The organism is Alteromonas sp. DY56-G5 (assembly GCF_041414725.1).
GTDB classification, from domain to species: Bacteria; Pseudomonadota; Gammaproteobacteria; order Enterobacterales; family Alteromonadaceae; genus Alteromonas; species Alteromonas macleodii.
Map to the genome: position 1 here is coordinate 25,827 of NZ_JANHZQ010000034.1, position 16,337 is coordinate 42,163.

The following is a 16,337-nucleotide window of genomic DNA, read 5'->3' on the forward strand; positions in this document are numbered from 1 at the left end:
CATAAATGAGAGAAGCATGTTCGCCAACTTTGAACTGCAATCACACATTCTCTTACGCAAATAGACATACCTATAGGGCAAGTAGAGCGTAGTAACTTATCAAAGCTCAACAAGTCCTAGGCACACATAAATTTAAGTTTGGAAAGAAGTATGGATTGGATGTCAGTCATCCCCCCTCTTGTGGCTATTGCCGTCGTCTTTTGGAAAAAAGAAGTCATACTCGCATTAGCGCTGGCTGTTTTGTGCGCGGAAGCGTTAATTTTGGTAAATGCTGATATCGCTGGCAGCTATATGGCGCCCATTAATGCCATAGAGCGCGTGGTTGATACCGCCGCGAGTCCGGGCAATACACGGGTGCTTATTTTCTCTGTACTAGTGGGCGCGTTGCTCGCATTTATACGTGACTCTGGCGGAGTAACGGCAACGGTCAACTTTCTAGTAAACAAAGGGGTAGCGAAGAGTCGCAAACAAGTTGGCGGCTTGACCATGTTCACTGGCATCGCTGTATTCATAGAATCAAACTTAAGTGTGCTCACTGCCGGCATATTCGCCCGAGGTCTGTTTGACCGTTTCGGCATGAGCCGCGCGCGCTTAGCCTACATCATCGACTCCACCAGCGCGCCCGTTTGCATTTTGATTTTATTGAACGGCTGGGGGGCATTTATACTCAGCCTTCTCGATGCATACGAGCTACCAGCTTCGTCAGCCTCAATTTTATGGGGCAGCGTATTTTTTAACTTTTACGCTATCTTCACCTTACTTATTGTGGCCTACACTATTTCCGCTGACAAAGTGCACGGCCCCATGGCTGAGGAAGAAAAAGCACTCACGCATGTAGAGGTTAACCAAACTACGGAACCTGCCACCAAGGCACGTTTTATGTTGGTACCGCTAATAATAATGGTATTAAGCATGGTTGGCTTCATGTTCTGGACAGGTAATGGCGTATTGTCTGAAGGCAGCGGGAGCAAATCTGTACTTTACGCTACGGCTCTTGCCACTGCCATTGCCTATGGTCTGCTCTTAATCCACAAGCGTTTTACCCACAAGGAAGCGGTAGAAATTGGTTTTAAAGGGATGGGTGAACTACTTCCTCTAGTAACCATAGTGTTACTGTCGTTAACCTTAGGCAATAGCCTTAAGGTGCTTGGAACAGGCGTGTTTGTCGCGGGCATAGTGGGAGAGTATCTTCCTTTAGTGCTTATTGTTCCCATGCTATTTATTGCCGGAGCGATCATGTCGTTTACCACAGGCACGTCATGGGGCACATTCGCCATCCTAATTCCTATTGGTGTGCCGCTGATTCAAAGTTTAGGGTTACCCCCTTCACTGGTCATTGGCGCTATTTTGGGGGGCGGCATATTTGGTGATCACTGTTCACCTATTTCCGACACTACTGCCGTATCTTCGCTAGCAGCAGGTACTGACGTATTAACGCACGTTAAAACTCAGTTTCCCTACGCACTATTTGCGGGCGCACTTACGCTTATTGCCTATTTTGTAGCAAGCTTGGTCATGCTTGGTTAATGCCGTTGATTAAAGTTTGCTGGAAGTCAGTTGCTAATCGCAAAGGTTTAGCAATGTCTGTAACAAGGAGTTTGTAATGAAAAAGCGGATAGCTAACATCGGGTTTATCTCGGTAATAGTGGCATTTATTTCAGTAGTGGCAGCGTGTTCCCATGCGCCAAATCCCTCTATTGATAGTGCTAGCAACAATACAGTAGGGCTTAGCCAACAGGCCGTTGCCATGCCTGACAGCTACAGTGCCGATGCTGCAATGCAGGTACTCCAAGAAGGTGGTAACGCAATTGATGCTGCTATTACGGCACAGTTTGTCTTGGCTGTTACTCTACCTGAGGCGGGCAACGTAGGCGGTGGCGGCTTTATGACAATAAAGTTTGAAGATAGCACCGACTTTTTAGATTACCGTGAAATGGCACCTGAAAATGCGCATCGCGATATGTATCTTGACGAGCAAGGTGACGTAAAACCGTACGAGTCTTTGTTTGGGGCTAAAGCGTCTGGCATTCCTGGTACCGTTGCTGGTATGTGGGCCGCGCACAAAAAATACGGCACATTGGATTGGGAGCGTCTACTCGCACCAGCCGTTGATTTAGCCGAGCAAGGTTTTGTGGTTCACGAGAAGCTGGCCAATAACATTGATCACTATATTGAGCGTACCAAAGAAGCATCTATCAATAACAACTTTAGCGAGTATTTTGCACACGCTAAAGCAGGCACTACCTTCAAACAGCCAGAGCTAGCGAAAACGCTTAAAGCGATTCAGCAACAGGGAAAGGATGGCTTTTATAAAGGCGATGTAGCAAAGCATATTGTTGATTTTATGCAGCAAAACGGCGGCCTTATTACTTATGAAGACTTACTGGCTTACAAAGCAGTGTGGCGCAAACCTCTTCACCTAAACTGGCAAGGTTATGAGCTGGTGACCGCACCTCCTCCAAGCTCTGGTGGTGTTGCCGTTGCCCAGTGGATCGGCATGCTAGAAGCCTATGACGCAACGCACGATTTGCCAGCGCAAAACAGTACTGAATACATTCACGTTATGTCAGAAATTGGTAAGCGCGTGTTTGCCGATCGCGCTGAATACATGGGCGATCCTGATTTTGTTAGTGTTCCGGTAGAAGCGCTCACTGACGCTAACTATATTACTCAACGCGCAGCAGATATTCAGCCTACCAGTATTTCTGATACCCCAAGCGTTAAGCCTGGTTTAAAAGAAAGCGAAGATACAACACACTTCTCCATTATGGACAGATGGGGTAACGCTGTTGCCAATACAACGACCATCAACCTTACGTTTGGTAGCGGTGTTGTTGTGACTGGTGCTGGCTTTTTGTTAAATGATGAAATGGACGATTTTAGTGCTAAGCCTGGCGTGCCTAACTTCTTTGGCGCAGTGGGTGGTGAGGCGAATGCTATTGAACCTTACAAGCGCATGCTGTCTTCTATGACGCCAACGCTGGTCACTAAAGACGACCAAGTGGTACTGGTAACAGGCTCTCCTGGCGGCACTACCATTATTTCGTCAGTAACTCAGTCGCTATTGAATGCCCTGCTTTACGATATGAGCGCTGAAGAAGCCGTGAACTCACCACGTTTTCATCACCAGCTATTGCCCAAAGACACCATTCGTATGCACGACGGGTTTACAGAGGCAACGGTAAATGAGCTTAAAGCAATGGGCTATACCATAGATAATCGTCGCTTTGGTGATGTGCATTTAATTAAGCGCACTAAAGAGGGTGTAGAAGCCGCATCTGAAAAAAGCGGACGAGGTAAGAGCCTAGTACAACCATATTAGTACAGCCTTATTAACACAGTCGTATTTACACAGCCGTCTTAGTACAACCGTATTAGCACAGGGCTGTTAGCTCAGCCACATTAGCTGAGCTCCATTAGTGTAGCTTTGAGGGCTCAGTGTAATTAGTTCAGCCTTGAACAAAGTACAAGCTGAAAACTACAGCAACAGCGTGGCGTCGATAGGCACGTATTTAGACGCCACTTTTTGAATACTTTCAGCCGTTAATGCAGGAACACCGTACACCGTTACGGTTTTCCCTTTTGCTTTAAGGGCGTTTACAAGAATATCGAAATCGCCGTCGCCCGACACCAAAATGATCTCATCAACATCGTCGGCGTGTTCAAGTGCATCTACTGTTATACCTACATCCCAATCACCTTTCGCCGAGCCGTCAGCACGTTGAATGAAAGGCTTTAACTTTACTTCAAACCCAATAGCACGAAGAATGTTTTGAAATTCACGTTGCTTGCTGTCACCCCTGTCTATGGCGTATGCAAAAGCATGTGCTATGTCTAAATTGTAGGTAAGTTCACGCCAAAACTGGTTGTAATTAAAGTTACGTTTGTACGCCTGACGGCAGGTGTAATACACATTTTGTACGTCTACCAGCACTAATGCTTTATTCAAAACCACCCTCTTCTTCGGTTTACTCGGTTATTGTTTTCTGATGTTATAGCCTTTTGATAATAAAACCAAAAAACCTGATGATGAAATTTATGCGCAAGGCGCACAACTACCTAGGCTTAATACTATTTGTACAAATAGGCCTATGGTTTTTAAGCGGCTTGGTTATGGCCTGGTTACCCATAGATGAAGTAAGAGGCAACCACTTAAAACACGCCGTCACTACGTCGTGGCACAACGTTACGGTTACCCCTTCAGACATTTTGCGCCACCACAGTAGCGCTGCCGTTCTTTCACTTACTCATCGTATAAATGAAGTAGGCCATGCTGGCCCAAACACGCTTCATGCTATTCCTGTTTATCATGTCGTGGATGACAACATTGCCTATCGCTACAGCGCATTAACAGGTGAAGCTTTGCAAACCATGCAAGAAAGCGCTATTCGTAAAGCAGCAAAAGGGCAATACCCAGGTACTGGCGATATTGGTGAGACCCAGCTATTAAGCGTGTTACCTCAAGAAGTGCAAAACCTGTCTGCGCCATTATGGCAGGTAAACTTCGATGACGACCTTAATTCGCGGTTTTATATCGACCCAAACACAGGCAGTGTTCTGCGCGTACGTACCGACACATGGCGGCTGTTTGATTTTATGTGGATGCTGCACATAATGGATTATAAGGACAGAAGTAACTTTAACACGCCGTGGTTAATTGCTTTTTCGGGCAGCGCCTTTTTGTTCACCCTTACAGGTGTTGCGCTTTTATATAAGCGCTTCAAACCAAAAAAGAAGAAGCGCTAGCCTAGTATCAGGCAGCTCTTTGATGTACGGCAAAGAGCAACTGCCCCCATTATTATGAAGCGAAAAGCTGAGAAATATCGGCGAACGCTTTGAACTCTAACGCGTTGCCGAAAGGGTCTTTGAAAAACATAGTGGCTTGTTCGCCCGGCTTTCCTTTAAAACGAATATAAGGTGCGATAACAAACTCGGTATCGGCAGCCTCTAATTTACTTGCCAGTGCTTGCCAATCGTCCATGGTTAGCACAACGCCAAAGTGCGGCACCGGCACAGCATGATCGTCTACCCCGTTATGTGAAGGCGGCGACGGCATAGCCTCTACACAGTGGGTCACTAATTGATGGCCAAAGAAGTTCCAATCTATCCACTGGGTATCACTGCGGCCCTTTTCACAACCCAACAACTCACCGTAAAACGCTTCTGCGTCGGTTAAATTAGTGACCGGAATGGCAAGATGAAAAGGTTGAACCATGGAAACTCCTGTTATAAAAACTTCTTAAGCAACGACAGCTTAAACTTAGAAAACGGCGCATAACGGAAGAACACGTCAAGGGCGAATGAACGTTTCATTACCGTTTTAATATGGCTGAATGTATCAAAACCTGCTTGGCCATGATAGCTACCCATGCCGCTATTTCCTACGCCACCAAACGGTAACTCAGGGTTAGTCATAAACAGCATAGTGTCGTTAGTACACGCACTGCCTGAACTGGTTTTGCTGATAATATTATCAAGCACATCATCCTTATCACTAAATGCATAAAGTGCGAGTGGCTTAGGCCTGCTGTTCACGAACTTAATGCCCGCCTCCATGCTGTCAACAGTGATAATAGGTAGAATAGGGCCGAAGATCTCTTCTTTCATTAGCGGGCTATCTAGCGATGGCTCCAGTACAAGGGTAGGCGCCATTGCTGGACGAGATTCATCTAGCTCGCCGCCATACACCACATTGACGTTTTCAAGGTAACTTTCAAGACGCTTTAAGTGACGATGATTAACGATATTGCCGTAATCTCGTGACGATAAAGGTGCTTTGCCGTATTGCTTTTTCAGCTCTTTTTTAACCGCATCAATAAGCTTTTGCTCAAAGCCCTTTTCAACAATGACATAGTCAGGCGCAATACAAGTTTGGCCCGCATTCATCCATTTACCCCACACTAAACGGCGCGCGGTGACAGCAAGGTTTGTGTTTTTATCAACAAAACAGGGACTCTTACCGCCAAGCTCAAGGGTTACTGGCGTTAAATGTTTGGCCGCGGCGCTCATGACAATTTTGCCCACCACTTCACCACCGGTGTAAAAAATATGGTCCCATTTGCAGGCAAGTAGCGCCGTCGCTTCATCTTTACCGCCTTCTATTACAGCAACGCATGAATTATCCATATATTGGGGGATAAGCTTAGCCACCAGCGACGAGGTTTCTTCAGCCAATTCAGAGGGTTTCAATACCGCACAGTTGCCCGCTGCAATAGCGGCGATATAAGGGGCAAGCAATAACTGAAGCGGATAATTCCACGCTCCGATAATAAGCACAGTGCCAAGCGGCTCAGGCTTGCGAAAGCTCTTACCTGGCCATGCCACCATGGGCGTTGATACTTTGCGTGGCTTTGCCCATTTATCCAAATGCTTAAGCGTATGCTTGATATCAGAAAGCAGAAACCCTTGTTCCGCTACCATGGCTTCGGTCTTACATTTGCCCAGGTCATTTTTAAGGGCCTGCAAAATGTCGTGCTGGTTGTCTTTCAGTAAAGTTTCTAATGCCTTTAACTGGCTTTTACGCCACTCCAAGGACTGGGTTTTCCCTGTATCGAAACTGTCGTTAAGCTTGTGAACAACGTCAACGAAACACACGCCAGTTTCCACTGCGTGAAGAGAAGGTCTATTTGGCATAAGAAGGCTCCGATAGCATAACACCCACTGCAACAATTCTATGGCTCGTCTTAAGATTGTTGTCGGGCAAAGCAGCGCAATAATTAACTGATACTATCTTATATTAATAGGGATGTTCGAAGACAACGCAACTAAATTGTTAATTAATGTTTAATGAGCTCGTATTTTAGGTGCAAGTGGCTGACATTACACTTAAGAAGTATAAAAAGTTAACGTTGAAGCAATAACAAGATTATATAAAAGTAAAAGGTCAAAAAATTACAAACAAAAAAGCCCAGTGAACACTGGGCTTTTAAACATATTTAATGTGAAACTATTACGCGTCGTATGGGCTGCGTAAAACGATAGTTTCGTTTCTGTCAGGGCCTGTTGAAACGATATCAACCGGCACACCTGTTAGCTCTTCAAGACGCTTAATGTAGTTTTTTGCAGCTTGTGGAAGCGCTTCAAACTCAGTTACACCAAAAGTGTTGTCTGTCCAACCCGGCATTTCTTCATAAACTGGCGTCACTTTTTCGTAACCGTCAGCCGCCATAGGTGGAACGTCTTTCACGTTACCGTCTGCATCTTTGTAGCCTACACAAATTTGAAGGCTTTCAAGACCGTCTAGTACGTCAAGCTTAGTTAAGCAGAAACCTGTAATAGAGTTGATTTGTACTGCGCGTTTCATCGCAACTGCATCGAACCAACCCGTGCGGCGCTTACGACCTGTGGTCGCGCCAAACTCGTGACCTTTAACACCTAAGTGTTGGCCTACTTCACATTCTAGTTCAGTAGGGAAAGGACCTGAGCCTACACGCGTAGTGTATGCTTTAACAATACCCAGTACGTAATCTAGCTTAAGTGGGCCAAAGCCAGCACCCGTTGCTACACCACCCACGGTAGTGTTTGACGACGTAACATAAGGATAAGTACCGTGATCGATGTCTAGAAGTGTACCTTGTGCACCTTCAAACATAATAGGCAAGCCAGCATTGTGTGCTTTGTCTAGTTCGTCAGTTACATCAACAACCATTGCTTTAAGAATGTCAGCAACTTCCATTGCACCTTTTAAGGTTTCGTCAAAGTCTACTGCTTCTTCGCCATAGTACTGAGTAAGCGTGAAGTTATGCACGTCTAGCACTTCTTTCAGCTTTGCTGCGAAGTCTTCTGCATTAAACAAGTCGCCAACGCGTAATCCACGACGGGCTACTTTATCTTCATACGCTGGACCGATACCACGACCCGTTGTACCAATTGCTTTTGCGCCGCGGGCTTTTTCGCGCGCTACGTCTAGTGCAATGTGATAAGGAAGAATAAGCGGACAAGCTTCACTAATCTTTAATCGCTCGCGCACTGGAACGCCACGCTCTTCAAGCATAGTCATTTCTTTCATTAGTGCGTCAGGGCTAAGCACAACACCGTTACCAATAATACAGGTAACATTATCGCGTAGGATGCCTGATGGGATTAAGTGAAGTACGGTTTTTTCACCGTCGATTACTAGAGTGTGACCTGCATTGTGTCCGCCTTGGTAACGAACAACATATTTTGCGCGATCAGTGAGTAGGTCTACGACCTTGCCTTTACCCTCGTCACCCCATTGAGTGCCGAGTACCACAACGTTCTTTGCCATGAATCATATGTGTAAGAAAATTAGGCGGGGATTCTACAAAATTCTAGGGCAAGGATCATCTCTTTTTCGAACAAAAATACGACTATTTTATTTTTATTTTTGAAATCACAAAGATGACCCACTGCCGCTCGAGCCTTTTTGAAATAAGGCTTGGCTTCTTATTTTTCAGCACAAACATTCTAAGACGCTAATTTTTAAAGCTTTCTAAACATTACCCGGTAAAAAAGCTGAACAGACGGTCTATCGCAGTCTGCACTACGCCCATTTATATAACGTTTTGCTATTATTCGCGGGCATTGGATGCTTAAAAGCTAATGAGGTATTCAAAGGGCTGAAAATATACCTCTGAATGTTGAATACAGGTTTAAGAGCACACTTTTCAGTCAACGGTAAAGTCGCGCTCCTTTTCGTACTATGTATTATGGTAAAGCGTGTGGCAGTGTTTGATGAGGTCCGTTTTCACACCGCTTCACGCCTCTTAATGTCTAGATCTGGGCGCTAACTCAACTGAAATAAAACAGCAGTAGTGCGCCTATTATCACAAGGGTTCCGCCAATTTGACGCAGTTGATTGCTGGGCTGTTCGCTTATCTGAAGTAAATAATTGCGCCATTTATTAGGAAAAAGAAGCGGCCCTATTCCTTCTATAATAAGTACCAACGCTAAAGCGGGTAGTAGCCACTCCATAAAACTATCCTTAAATAAGTGTGACGTTAATATTTACGTATGTTTAAAGCAACGACTTACGCTTTCTGATTCAGTGCGGTTAAATCAATGTACTCAGGGGTGTGGTACAGACCAAAACCAAACCGTAAGCGGTTTCCTCTAAAATCGGTAAGGATATGGTGCTCTTTAAGCGCTGAAGCAAGGGCTTTTGTTTCATCGGCACTATCTAATTCAAAGGTAAGGAAATGCCCTCGGTTTGCTTCATCACTTACTGCTAGATGTTTTTCGTTTAGCAAGGGATGGTTGCAGGTAGCAAGTTTCTCTAGAAATGTGCGCTGCATGCCCATTACGTATTCGTTAACTGTAGCGACATCAATGCCATTGTCGTCGAACATGCGAAGCACGGCTCTTAATCTGTAGAGCGCGGTAAAATCCATGGTCGCACCAGCAAAGCGCATTCCATCTAGACTATATTGAACGCTGTCTTTACCGCCAACCTTGCGAGGCTTATCTAGCTCGCCAAACTCTGCAAACCAGCCTGTATATGCGGGTCTTAGCTCACAGCCCACGGGTACGTGCGCAAAACATGCGCCCTCTCCTGCCTGAGCATATTTGTAACTACCGGCAAGATAAAAGGCTCGGTGGGCAATGTTCGCTATATCGGTAGGCTTTGCCATAAACCCGTGATAGCCATCAACCACAATAAGGGTATTGTCGTTAGTTACGCTATTTACGATATCTGTGACATCGTTCACCACGTATCCGGAATTAAAAAACACCTGACTAAAGAAAACCAGCTCGGGATCGTGTTCGGCAATGGCGGCCTTAAAGCGCGACGCAAACGTATCGTAGGGTTTAGTAGGTACGGTAATAAGTTCTATCGCACCCTGCTCTTGCATCCTACTCGCTTGGCGCTGAAAACTGTGAAACTCGCTGTCTGTCGACACTACTTTATAAGGCGCAGTACTATCGATGCAGCTCATTACGCGATAAAGCAGCTCATGGGTATTGGGCGCAAAAACGATTTGCTGTGGCGCACCAGTGTTCAGTATGTTGCTAATGCGCTGCTGTAGCTCTGGCACCAAAGTTTGGAAGAAATATCCCCATTTTTCGTCAACATACTTAGCGCTGTCATCCCAGTAGTTGAGCATTGCATCACGCGTGCAGTCGGGCCAAAAGTAGTGGCTGTGACACGCATAATGCTGTTTACCTTTGTTCGCATTAAGAAAACCCGTATAAAAATGCTGATATGCCATGCTCTAGTGCCCAATATAAAAACTGCGTAAACCCTATCAAATTTCTACCTTTTTCGCATGAATCTGCGCCTGCAACAAAACATTTATTTACAAATTAAGTGTAAATTGTTTTGCCCAAATCGACGTGCTTAGTGATATTTCTTATATAAACACAACTACAGCAAATTTTAAGAACTCTGCTATACCCTATAGAGGCAAGATGTTTTTGTTAGCCGAGTTAGCAAGCTCCGTCTGTTCCACGCAGACAAACATTAAAGGTATTTTATGCGTTTTCCTAAATACGGAAATTATTCATTGGATGTCTCAGGTAACGTACTTGAGGTGTTTGCAACCGGGGCGTGGAACCTGAAAACGACAGAGTTTTTTATAGAAGAAATGCATGAACTTATCGCTAAGTTCGACAATAAGCCTTGGGCTGCCCTTATGGACGGACGCCGCTGGGTGCTTTCTACGCCTGAATGCCAAACCCGTTTAGCAGAAGCAATAAAGGTGAACATTTCGCGAGGGCTTACACGCTCAGCTTACGTGCTGGATACCGGAATGGTTAGGCGGGCCCAATTAGAACGAACCCACCCATCTAAGCACCGTGACACTGAATCAGCTAACTACGAGCGCGATTATTTTCAAAAGTATTTCGAAGCACTTAATTGGCTGCACAAAGAGGGGTTCTCCCCTATTCTCTCGCCTAAATAAATACAGCAATCGAAGTAGAAATACACACGGTGACACTCGTCAGCATGCGTTCTCGTTCACCTGCAAGTACCAGCACGAACCTCGTACAGTCAATTTATCAAAGTCAGACTCGACTCATTGTTCCCTACGACAGCCGCTAAAATGCTGACGTTGTTAGTACAATAAGCTGTAAACTTTTCGGCGGTATTCCGACTTCAACGGGTCGCCGTCGGCAAGCGCATTCACCATATCCATCATCAGCTTTCTGGCGTCGCCAAACCCAAGTTCTTTCTTTAACACACTATAAAGAAGCTCTAGTGCATCTTGTGCTTTGTTCGCTTGCTGCAACTGTACCGCTAAATCAACTTTAAGCTGCAAGTCGTCTGGGTTCGCTTCTACCGCTGCTTGAAGCTGACGAATTTCAGGAGTGTCGGCGGCTTGTTCTGCCAATTCAATTTTTCCCGCTAAGCTCTTATAGCGAGAGTCTTGATCAACCAACTTAATTTCTTCCAATAACGCTTTGGCTGTATCGATAGATCCGGTCTCGATATAGCAATCAATAAGCATATATTTAACGTTTACGTTATCTGGGTTAAGCGCTAGGGCTTCTTTAGCTGCGGGCAGTGCCTCTGCATAATCACCTTGCTGAATCGCTTTGCCAGCAGTGGCAAGTAGATCGTCTTCAGGATTAGGCAAATATTTAGCGAGCATTTCGCGAATTTGCTGCTCAGGTTGCACACCCGCAAAGCCGTCAACAGGCTGACCATTTTGCACCACCATCACCGTTGGTAGACTTCTAATACCAAACTGTGCAGCGACTTCTTGCTGGGCTTCGCAGTCAACTTTGGCCAGAATCAAGTGCTGGCTGTATTCACCCGCCAGCTTTTCCAAAATAGGCATAAGGTCTTTACAGGGCTCGCACCAATCTGCCCAAAAATCGATTAGCACCAGCTTATCTTGCGACGCTTCAATGATGATTTGTTGAAAGTTTTCTACCGTAATATCTACGATGGTTGCTTGGCTATTCGCAACGAGATTTTCCATAACGCAGGCCTTTAATTTCTTATATTGAGAGGAATATGGGGCAGACGGCCTGAAATTACAAGGTTAAGGTAGGCTATCTTTGGTCACCGCGCCTTGCACTAGGAAGCGCTTCTTAATTCGCCACTTTGTTGATCTGCGCCAGTGAGCACGCATATTTGCAAAAACTCATTCTCTTTTTGTCGTATTCACGACAATCTATTTCAGAATAGAATGTTAACGTAGTGTAAACTACTGCTACTAAGTCACTCTACTTCTATAAAATACATGCTTATGGCCGAGAGGGTTTTATGTCTACACAAACAAGCGCTGACACGCATTTTGCTTCATTCAAAGAGTTTTACCCGTTTTATTTAAATGAACATAGAGATAGTACATGCCGCACGCTTCATTTTATCGGCTCGTGGCTGGTTCTCGGCGTTATAGCACTAGCAGTATTTATGGCTAGCTGGTCGCTACTGTGGTTTATTCCGCTAGTAGGTTACGGTTTCGCTTGGGTAGGTCATTTCTTCTTTGAGAAAAATCGCCCTGCGACATTTAAACACCCGCTTTACAGCCTAATGGGCGACTGGGTCATGTTTAAAGATATTCTTGTGGGCAAAATTAGCCTTAAAGGCGAATAAAGCTCAAATGACTTAAAGGACGGCCAGCCCTCTATTAATAATGACAACTGCCATTGCTAGCGCCCTGCGTTGTTAAACGTTGCGCTTAATGTTGGATATGTAATTTTAACGGACAATCCAGCCTCTTCACCGCACGCGCTTTACATAAAAGAAACGAAAGCGATATGGTTAGAGACAACGTTCGCAGGTTGCTACATTTGCGTTAGGATTTACGCTAAGCACACGACAGCGAACATTCTACCTATCGCGCTCAGCGCAAAAAACAATAACAAAAGGAACAACTATGTTTGCGTCTTGTTTCGCCTTTCGACCAGTACGAAAAGGCTTATGTGTTACCTCGACTGCATTATCACTATTGGTTTTAGGTATAAGTCAGGCCAATGCAGTGCAGGAATCTGCCTCTGATTCGACTAGCTTAAATGCGCTGACATACGATGACACCTTTAACTTAGAATTTGTGGCCAACCCACAGTTTCTTAATAAGGATACGGTAATTTATTCTCGTCAGAGCATGGATGTCATGACTGACGGAAGACAAAGCCGACTTTGGCAAGTAAATATTAAATCCGGTGAGCATCGCCCGTTTATTGGTGTAGATGAAAACTTGTCACAGGCTACCTTATCGCCCAACGGCAAAATGGTGGCATATACAAAATCGGTCAACGGCCGCGCACAAATCCATCTCTATTACTTAGATACCATGCAGTCTGTGCGCTTGACCAACACCAGCGAAGCACCTCGTCAGTTAACCTGGTCTCATGACAGCAAAACCTTAGCCTTCACCCAGTTTACCGAAGAAAAGCAAAAGCCATTGTTTACCGGCATGCCGAGCAAGCCTAAAGGAGCAAAGTGGGCTGACCAAGGCACCTATATTGATGCGGTGCAGTATAGAGGTGACGGAAGAGGCTACTTGCGTGAAGGCTTTGACCAGATATTTGTTCTGCCTGTTGAAGGCGGTACGCCGCGTCAGTTAACAACTGGAAAATTCCCTAGCGGCGGCACCCTTTCTTTCTCTAAAGAGAATGACTGGATTTATTTCGCCACACCACAACGAGAAGACTACGCGCTGCACCCTTTGTTTAGCGACATCTATAAAGTGAATGTGAATACAGCGGCAGTTGAACAAGTTACCGATATCGAAGGGCCTGAAGGTAGACCAACCTTGAGTCCCGACGGAAAATACCTTGCATTTACTCAGCTCAACGACAGAAAGCTTTCTTATCAGAATGGCGACCTTGTGGTACTTGAGCTTGAAAGTGGTGACATCACCCGTTTAACTACGTCACTAGATAGAAGCTTAGGCAAATTTGAGTGGCGCAAAGACAGCCGAGGATTAATCTTTTCTTACCTTGATCACGGCGAAACTAAACTTGCTGCAGTGAACCTGAAAGGCGATGTGAAGCCTATCGACGTTAGCATAGGTGGACAAGCGTTTGGACGCCCTTACACGTCGGGCGACTTCGCAGTTAGTGATAAAGGCGACATTGTTTACACCATGGCAAGCCGCACTGTACCTGGCGATCTGGCGCTTTATAGAAAAGGCAAAGACGATACGCAACTCACCGATTTAAACAGCGATGCACTTGGTCATAAAACGCTGGCAGAAGTACAAGACCTTTCCGTAGTATCAAGTGTGGACGAGCTACCTATCGACGCATGGATTGCTTTGCCACCAGGATTTGATAGCAGCAAAAAATACCCGCTAATTTTAGAAATTCATGGCGGCCCACATGCAGCCTACGGCCCTCACTTTGCCATGGAAATTCAGCTAATGGCCGCGCAAGGTTATGTCGTGGTATGGGCTAACCCAAGGGGCAGCAGCTCTTACGGTGAAGACTTTGGTAATTTGATCCACCATAACTACCCATCAGAAGATTATAACGACCTAATGGATGTGGTAGACGCGGTTGTTAAGCAAGGCTATATAGATTCAGAGAATCTGTTTATTACTGGCGGCTCAGGCGGCGGAACCCTTACCGCATGGTCCATTGGTAAAACAGACCGCTTTAGTGCAGCTGTTGTGGCGAAGCCGGTTATTAACTGGATGAGCTTTTCATTGACTGCCGACGCATACCCGTACTTTAGCAACTACTGGATGGCAGATATGCCGTGGGCTATTGCGGATAAACTCTGGCAGCGTAGCCCTTTGAGCTTAGTGGGCAACGTAGTAACACCCACTATGCTGCTAACCGGTGAAGCCGATCACCGTACGCCAATTAGTGAGACAGAGCAGTATTATCAAGCGTTGAAGTTACAAGGTGTCGATGCTGCAATGGTGCGAATTCCAGGGGCTTCACACGGCATTGCAAGCCGCCCTTCTCGCTTAATACAGAAAGTAGGAAATATTGTGGCGTGGTTTGAACGCTACAAGAAGAATAACGACGGCGAATAAGTCAATACGAGACCCGATGTCCTTATAAATAAAAAAGGCGCTTACTTCATTTTACAATAACAATGAAGTGGCGCCTTTTCTCATTCTACGTCTAATACCAGAATTTGAAAGGGAACAGCCATTCCTGCATTCCCACGCTTCGCTATGAAGCTTGCCAGCGCCTTCTGAGTGAGCACTTATCTATGCGGACTGGTACTATGCTATTTGGTTAGCTTTAATACTTTGCCGTTCGGTGCATCGGTCAGTAAGTAAATGGCACCTTCTGGGCCAACTTCAACGTCGCGAATACGGGCGTGATTGTCACGAACATATTCAAACTGCTCTGCGGGCTTTCCATCTTCTACTTTTATGCGACGAAGGTGAGTAAACTTCAACGACCCCACCAGTACATCCCCGTTCCATTCTTTGAACATTTCACCTTGGTAGAAGGTAAGGCCGCTTGGCGCAATTGATGGGTCCCAATACACCCAAGGCTGCTTCATGCCATCCATATGGGTTTTGTCGCTGATAATGTCGCCACTATAGTCAACACCATAGGTAATCACAGGCCAACCGTAGTTTGCACCGCGTTCAAGGATATTGATTTCATCACCACCTTTCGGGCCATGCTCCATCGCCCATACCGCACCAGTTTCAGGATGAACAGTAACGCCTTGCACGTTGCGGTGACCATAGCTGAATATTTCAGGGGCTTTGCCGTCTGTGAATGGGTTATCTTCTACTGCGCTGCCGTCACGGTTTATGCGTACAATTTTACCGAAGTGGTTATCGGTGTTCTGCGCTTCTTTCATGTACTTGTAGCGGTCGCCCATGGTGATGTACAAGTGCTTTTTAGCATCGAACGCTAAACGACAGCCAAAGTGAAAGCCGTTATCCACAATTGAGTCGGCACTAAAGATAACGTCAACATTTTCAAGGCCTGAGTCGGTAAGCTTAGCCTTTGCAACACTGCTACTGCTGCCCGGCTTGCCCTCAACCTCACTCGCTTTGCTGTAACAGAAGTAGATAGTGTTGTTGCTGGCAAAATCCGGGTCGATAGCGATGTCCAACATACCACCTTGGTTTTGCGCAACCACCTTAGGCACATTACCTAGACGTCCTGACAACTTACCGTCTTTTGATAAACGCTGAATGCCACCTTCACGTTCCGTAACTAGCAGATCGCCATTTGGCAAAAATGCCATTCCCCAAGGATGAACAAGCCCTTCAGCGAGCGTGGTTACGGTAATATCGCTGTCGGTGATTTCATGCGCTTCGCCATGTTTATGATCTCCGTGAGCTAAAGCGGATTGGCTGATCGTAAGCGCCAATACACAAGTAAGTGACTGCGCTAGCGCGCTCACAGGTTTGAATGGTACAGCTAAAATAGTTGATGGTTTCATCGCTAGGAGCCTCATTTTAAAAAGCCGTGTGCGCGTTCACACAGGCTTCTTCTATTAT

At 45.7% G+C, this 16,337-nt stretch carries 14 protein-coding genes; 6 read left to right on the forward strand and 8 right to left on the reverse strand.

Annotated features, from left to right (window positions below):
• Positions 1-150 precede the first annotated feature (150 nt).
• Positions 151-1,527 (forward strand): Na+/H+ antiporter NhaC family protein, encoded by a 1,377-nt coding sequence (locus NO989_RS15675; RefSeq protein ID WP_371342851.1) that lies wholly within the window; start codon positions 151-153, stop codon positions 1,525-1,527.
• A gap of 76 nt (positions 1,528-1,603) precedes the next feature.
• The gene (ggt, locus tag NO989_RS15680) at positions 1,604-3,322 is read left to right on the forward strand and encodes a gamma-glutamyltransferase (protein WP_371342852.1); all 1,719 of its coding nucleotides are present in this window, start codon (positions 1,604-1,606) and stop codon (positions 3,320-3,322) included.
• Positions 3,323-3,478: 156 nt separating this feature from the next.
• Here the strand turns inward: ggt and NO989_RS15685 are convergent, their stop codons facing one another.
• Complete coding sequence (locus NO989_RS15685) at positions 3,479-3,949, reverse strand: NYN domain-containing protein (RefSeq protein ID WP_014948113.1); 471 nt, start codon at positions 3,947-3,949, stop codon at positions 3,479-3,481.
• An 89-nt stretch (positions 3,950-4,038) separates the two neighbouring features.
• On the opposite strand from NO989_RS15685, the gene NO989_RS15690 reads away from it, so the two are divergent.
• Entirely contained in the window at positions 4,039-4,746 is a 708-nt protein-coding gene (locus tag NO989_RS15690; RefSeq protein ID WP_371342860.1) for a PepSY domain-containing protein, read from the forward strand.
• Positions 4,747-4,798: 52 nt separating this feature from the next.
• Here the strand turns inward: NO989_RS15690 and NO989_RS15695 are convergent, their stop codons facing one another.
• From NO989_RS15695 to NO989_RS15715, 5 genes are all read right to left on the reverse strand, one after another.
• Positions 4,799-5,215, reverse strand: a complete 417-nt coding sequence (locus tag NO989_RS15695; RefSeq protein ID WP_014948111.1) for a VOC family protein — start codon at positions 5,213-5,215, stop codon at positions 4,799-4,801.
• Between the two features lie 11 nt (positions 5,216-5,226).
• Positions 5,227-6,633 (reverse strand): aldehyde dehydrogenase family protein, encoded by a 1,407-nt coding sequence (locus NO989_RS15700; protein ID WP_371342853.1) that lies wholly within the window; start codon positions 6,631-6,633, stop codon positions 5,227-5,229.
• A gap of 316 nt (positions 6,634-6,949) precedes the next feature.
• A complete protein-coding gene (locus NO989_RS15705) occupies positions 6,950-8,248 on the reverse strand; it encodes an adenylosuccinate synthase (protein ID WP_014948109.1) in 1,299 nt (432 codons plus the stop codon).
• 503 nt (positions 8,249-8,751) lie between these two features.
• Positions 8,752-8,934 (reverse strand): DUF2065 domain-containing protein, encoded by a 183-nt coding sequence (locus tag NO989_RS15710; protein ID WP_371342854.1) that lies wholly within the window; start codon positions 8,932-8,934, stop codon positions 8,752-8,754.
• Positions 8,935-8,990: 56 nt separating this feature from the next.
• Entirely contained in the window at positions 8,991-10,169 is a 1,179-nt protein-coding gene (locus NO989_RS15715; protein ID WP_283617329.1) for an aminotransferase class V-fold PLP-dependent enzyme, read from the reverse strand.
• 264 nt (positions 10,170-10,433) lie between these two features.
• Here NO989_RS15715 and NO989_RS15720 point away from each other — a divergent pair, with 264 nt between their 5' ends.
• The gene (locus tag NO989_RS15720) at positions 10,434-10,862 is read left to right on the forward strand and encodes a hypothetical protein (RefSeq protein WP_371342855.1); all 429 of its coding nucleotides are present in this window, start codon (positions 10,434-10,436) and stop codon (positions 10,860-10,862) included.
• Between the two features lie 153 nt (positions 10,863-11,015).
• On the opposite strand, the gene trxA is transcribed toward NO989_RS15720, so the two are convergent.
• Positions 11,016-11,885, reverse strand: coding sequence for a thioredoxin (gene trxA / locus NO989_RS15725; protein ID WP_371342856.1), 870 nt, complete (start codon positions 11,883-11,885; stop codon positions 11,016-11,018).
• Between the two features lie 287 nt (positions 11,886-12,172).
• Between trxA and NO989_RS15730 the strand changes: the two genes are divergently transcribed.
• Both NO989_RS15730 and NO989_RS15735 read left to right on the forward strand, forming a co-directional pair.
• A complete protein-coding gene (locus tag NO989_RS15730) occupies positions 12,173-12,505 on the forward strand; it encodes a DUF962 domain-containing protein (RefSeq protein WP_014948104.1) in 333 nt (110 codons plus the stop codon).
• A gap of 283 nt (positions 12,506-12,788) precedes the next feature.
• The gene (locus tag NO989_RS15735) at positions 12,789-14,897 is read left to right on the forward strand and encodes a prolyl oligopeptidase family serine peptidase (RefSeq protein ID WP_371342857.1); all 2,109 of its coding nucleotides are present in this window, start codon (positions 12,789-12,791) and stop codon (positions 14,895-14,897) included.
• A 200-nt stretch (positions 14,898-15,097) separates the two neighbouring features.
• Here NO989_RS15735 and NO989_RS15740 read toward each other — a convergent pair whose 3' ends face one another.
• Positions 15,098-16,279, reverse strand: a complete 1,182-nt coding sequence (locus tag NO989_RS15740; RefSeq protein ID WP_342325102.1) for a PQQ-dependent sugar dehydrogenase — start codon at positions 16,277-16,279, stop codon at positions 15,098-15,100.
• Between the last annotated feature and the right edge of the window lie 58 nt (positions 16,280-16,337).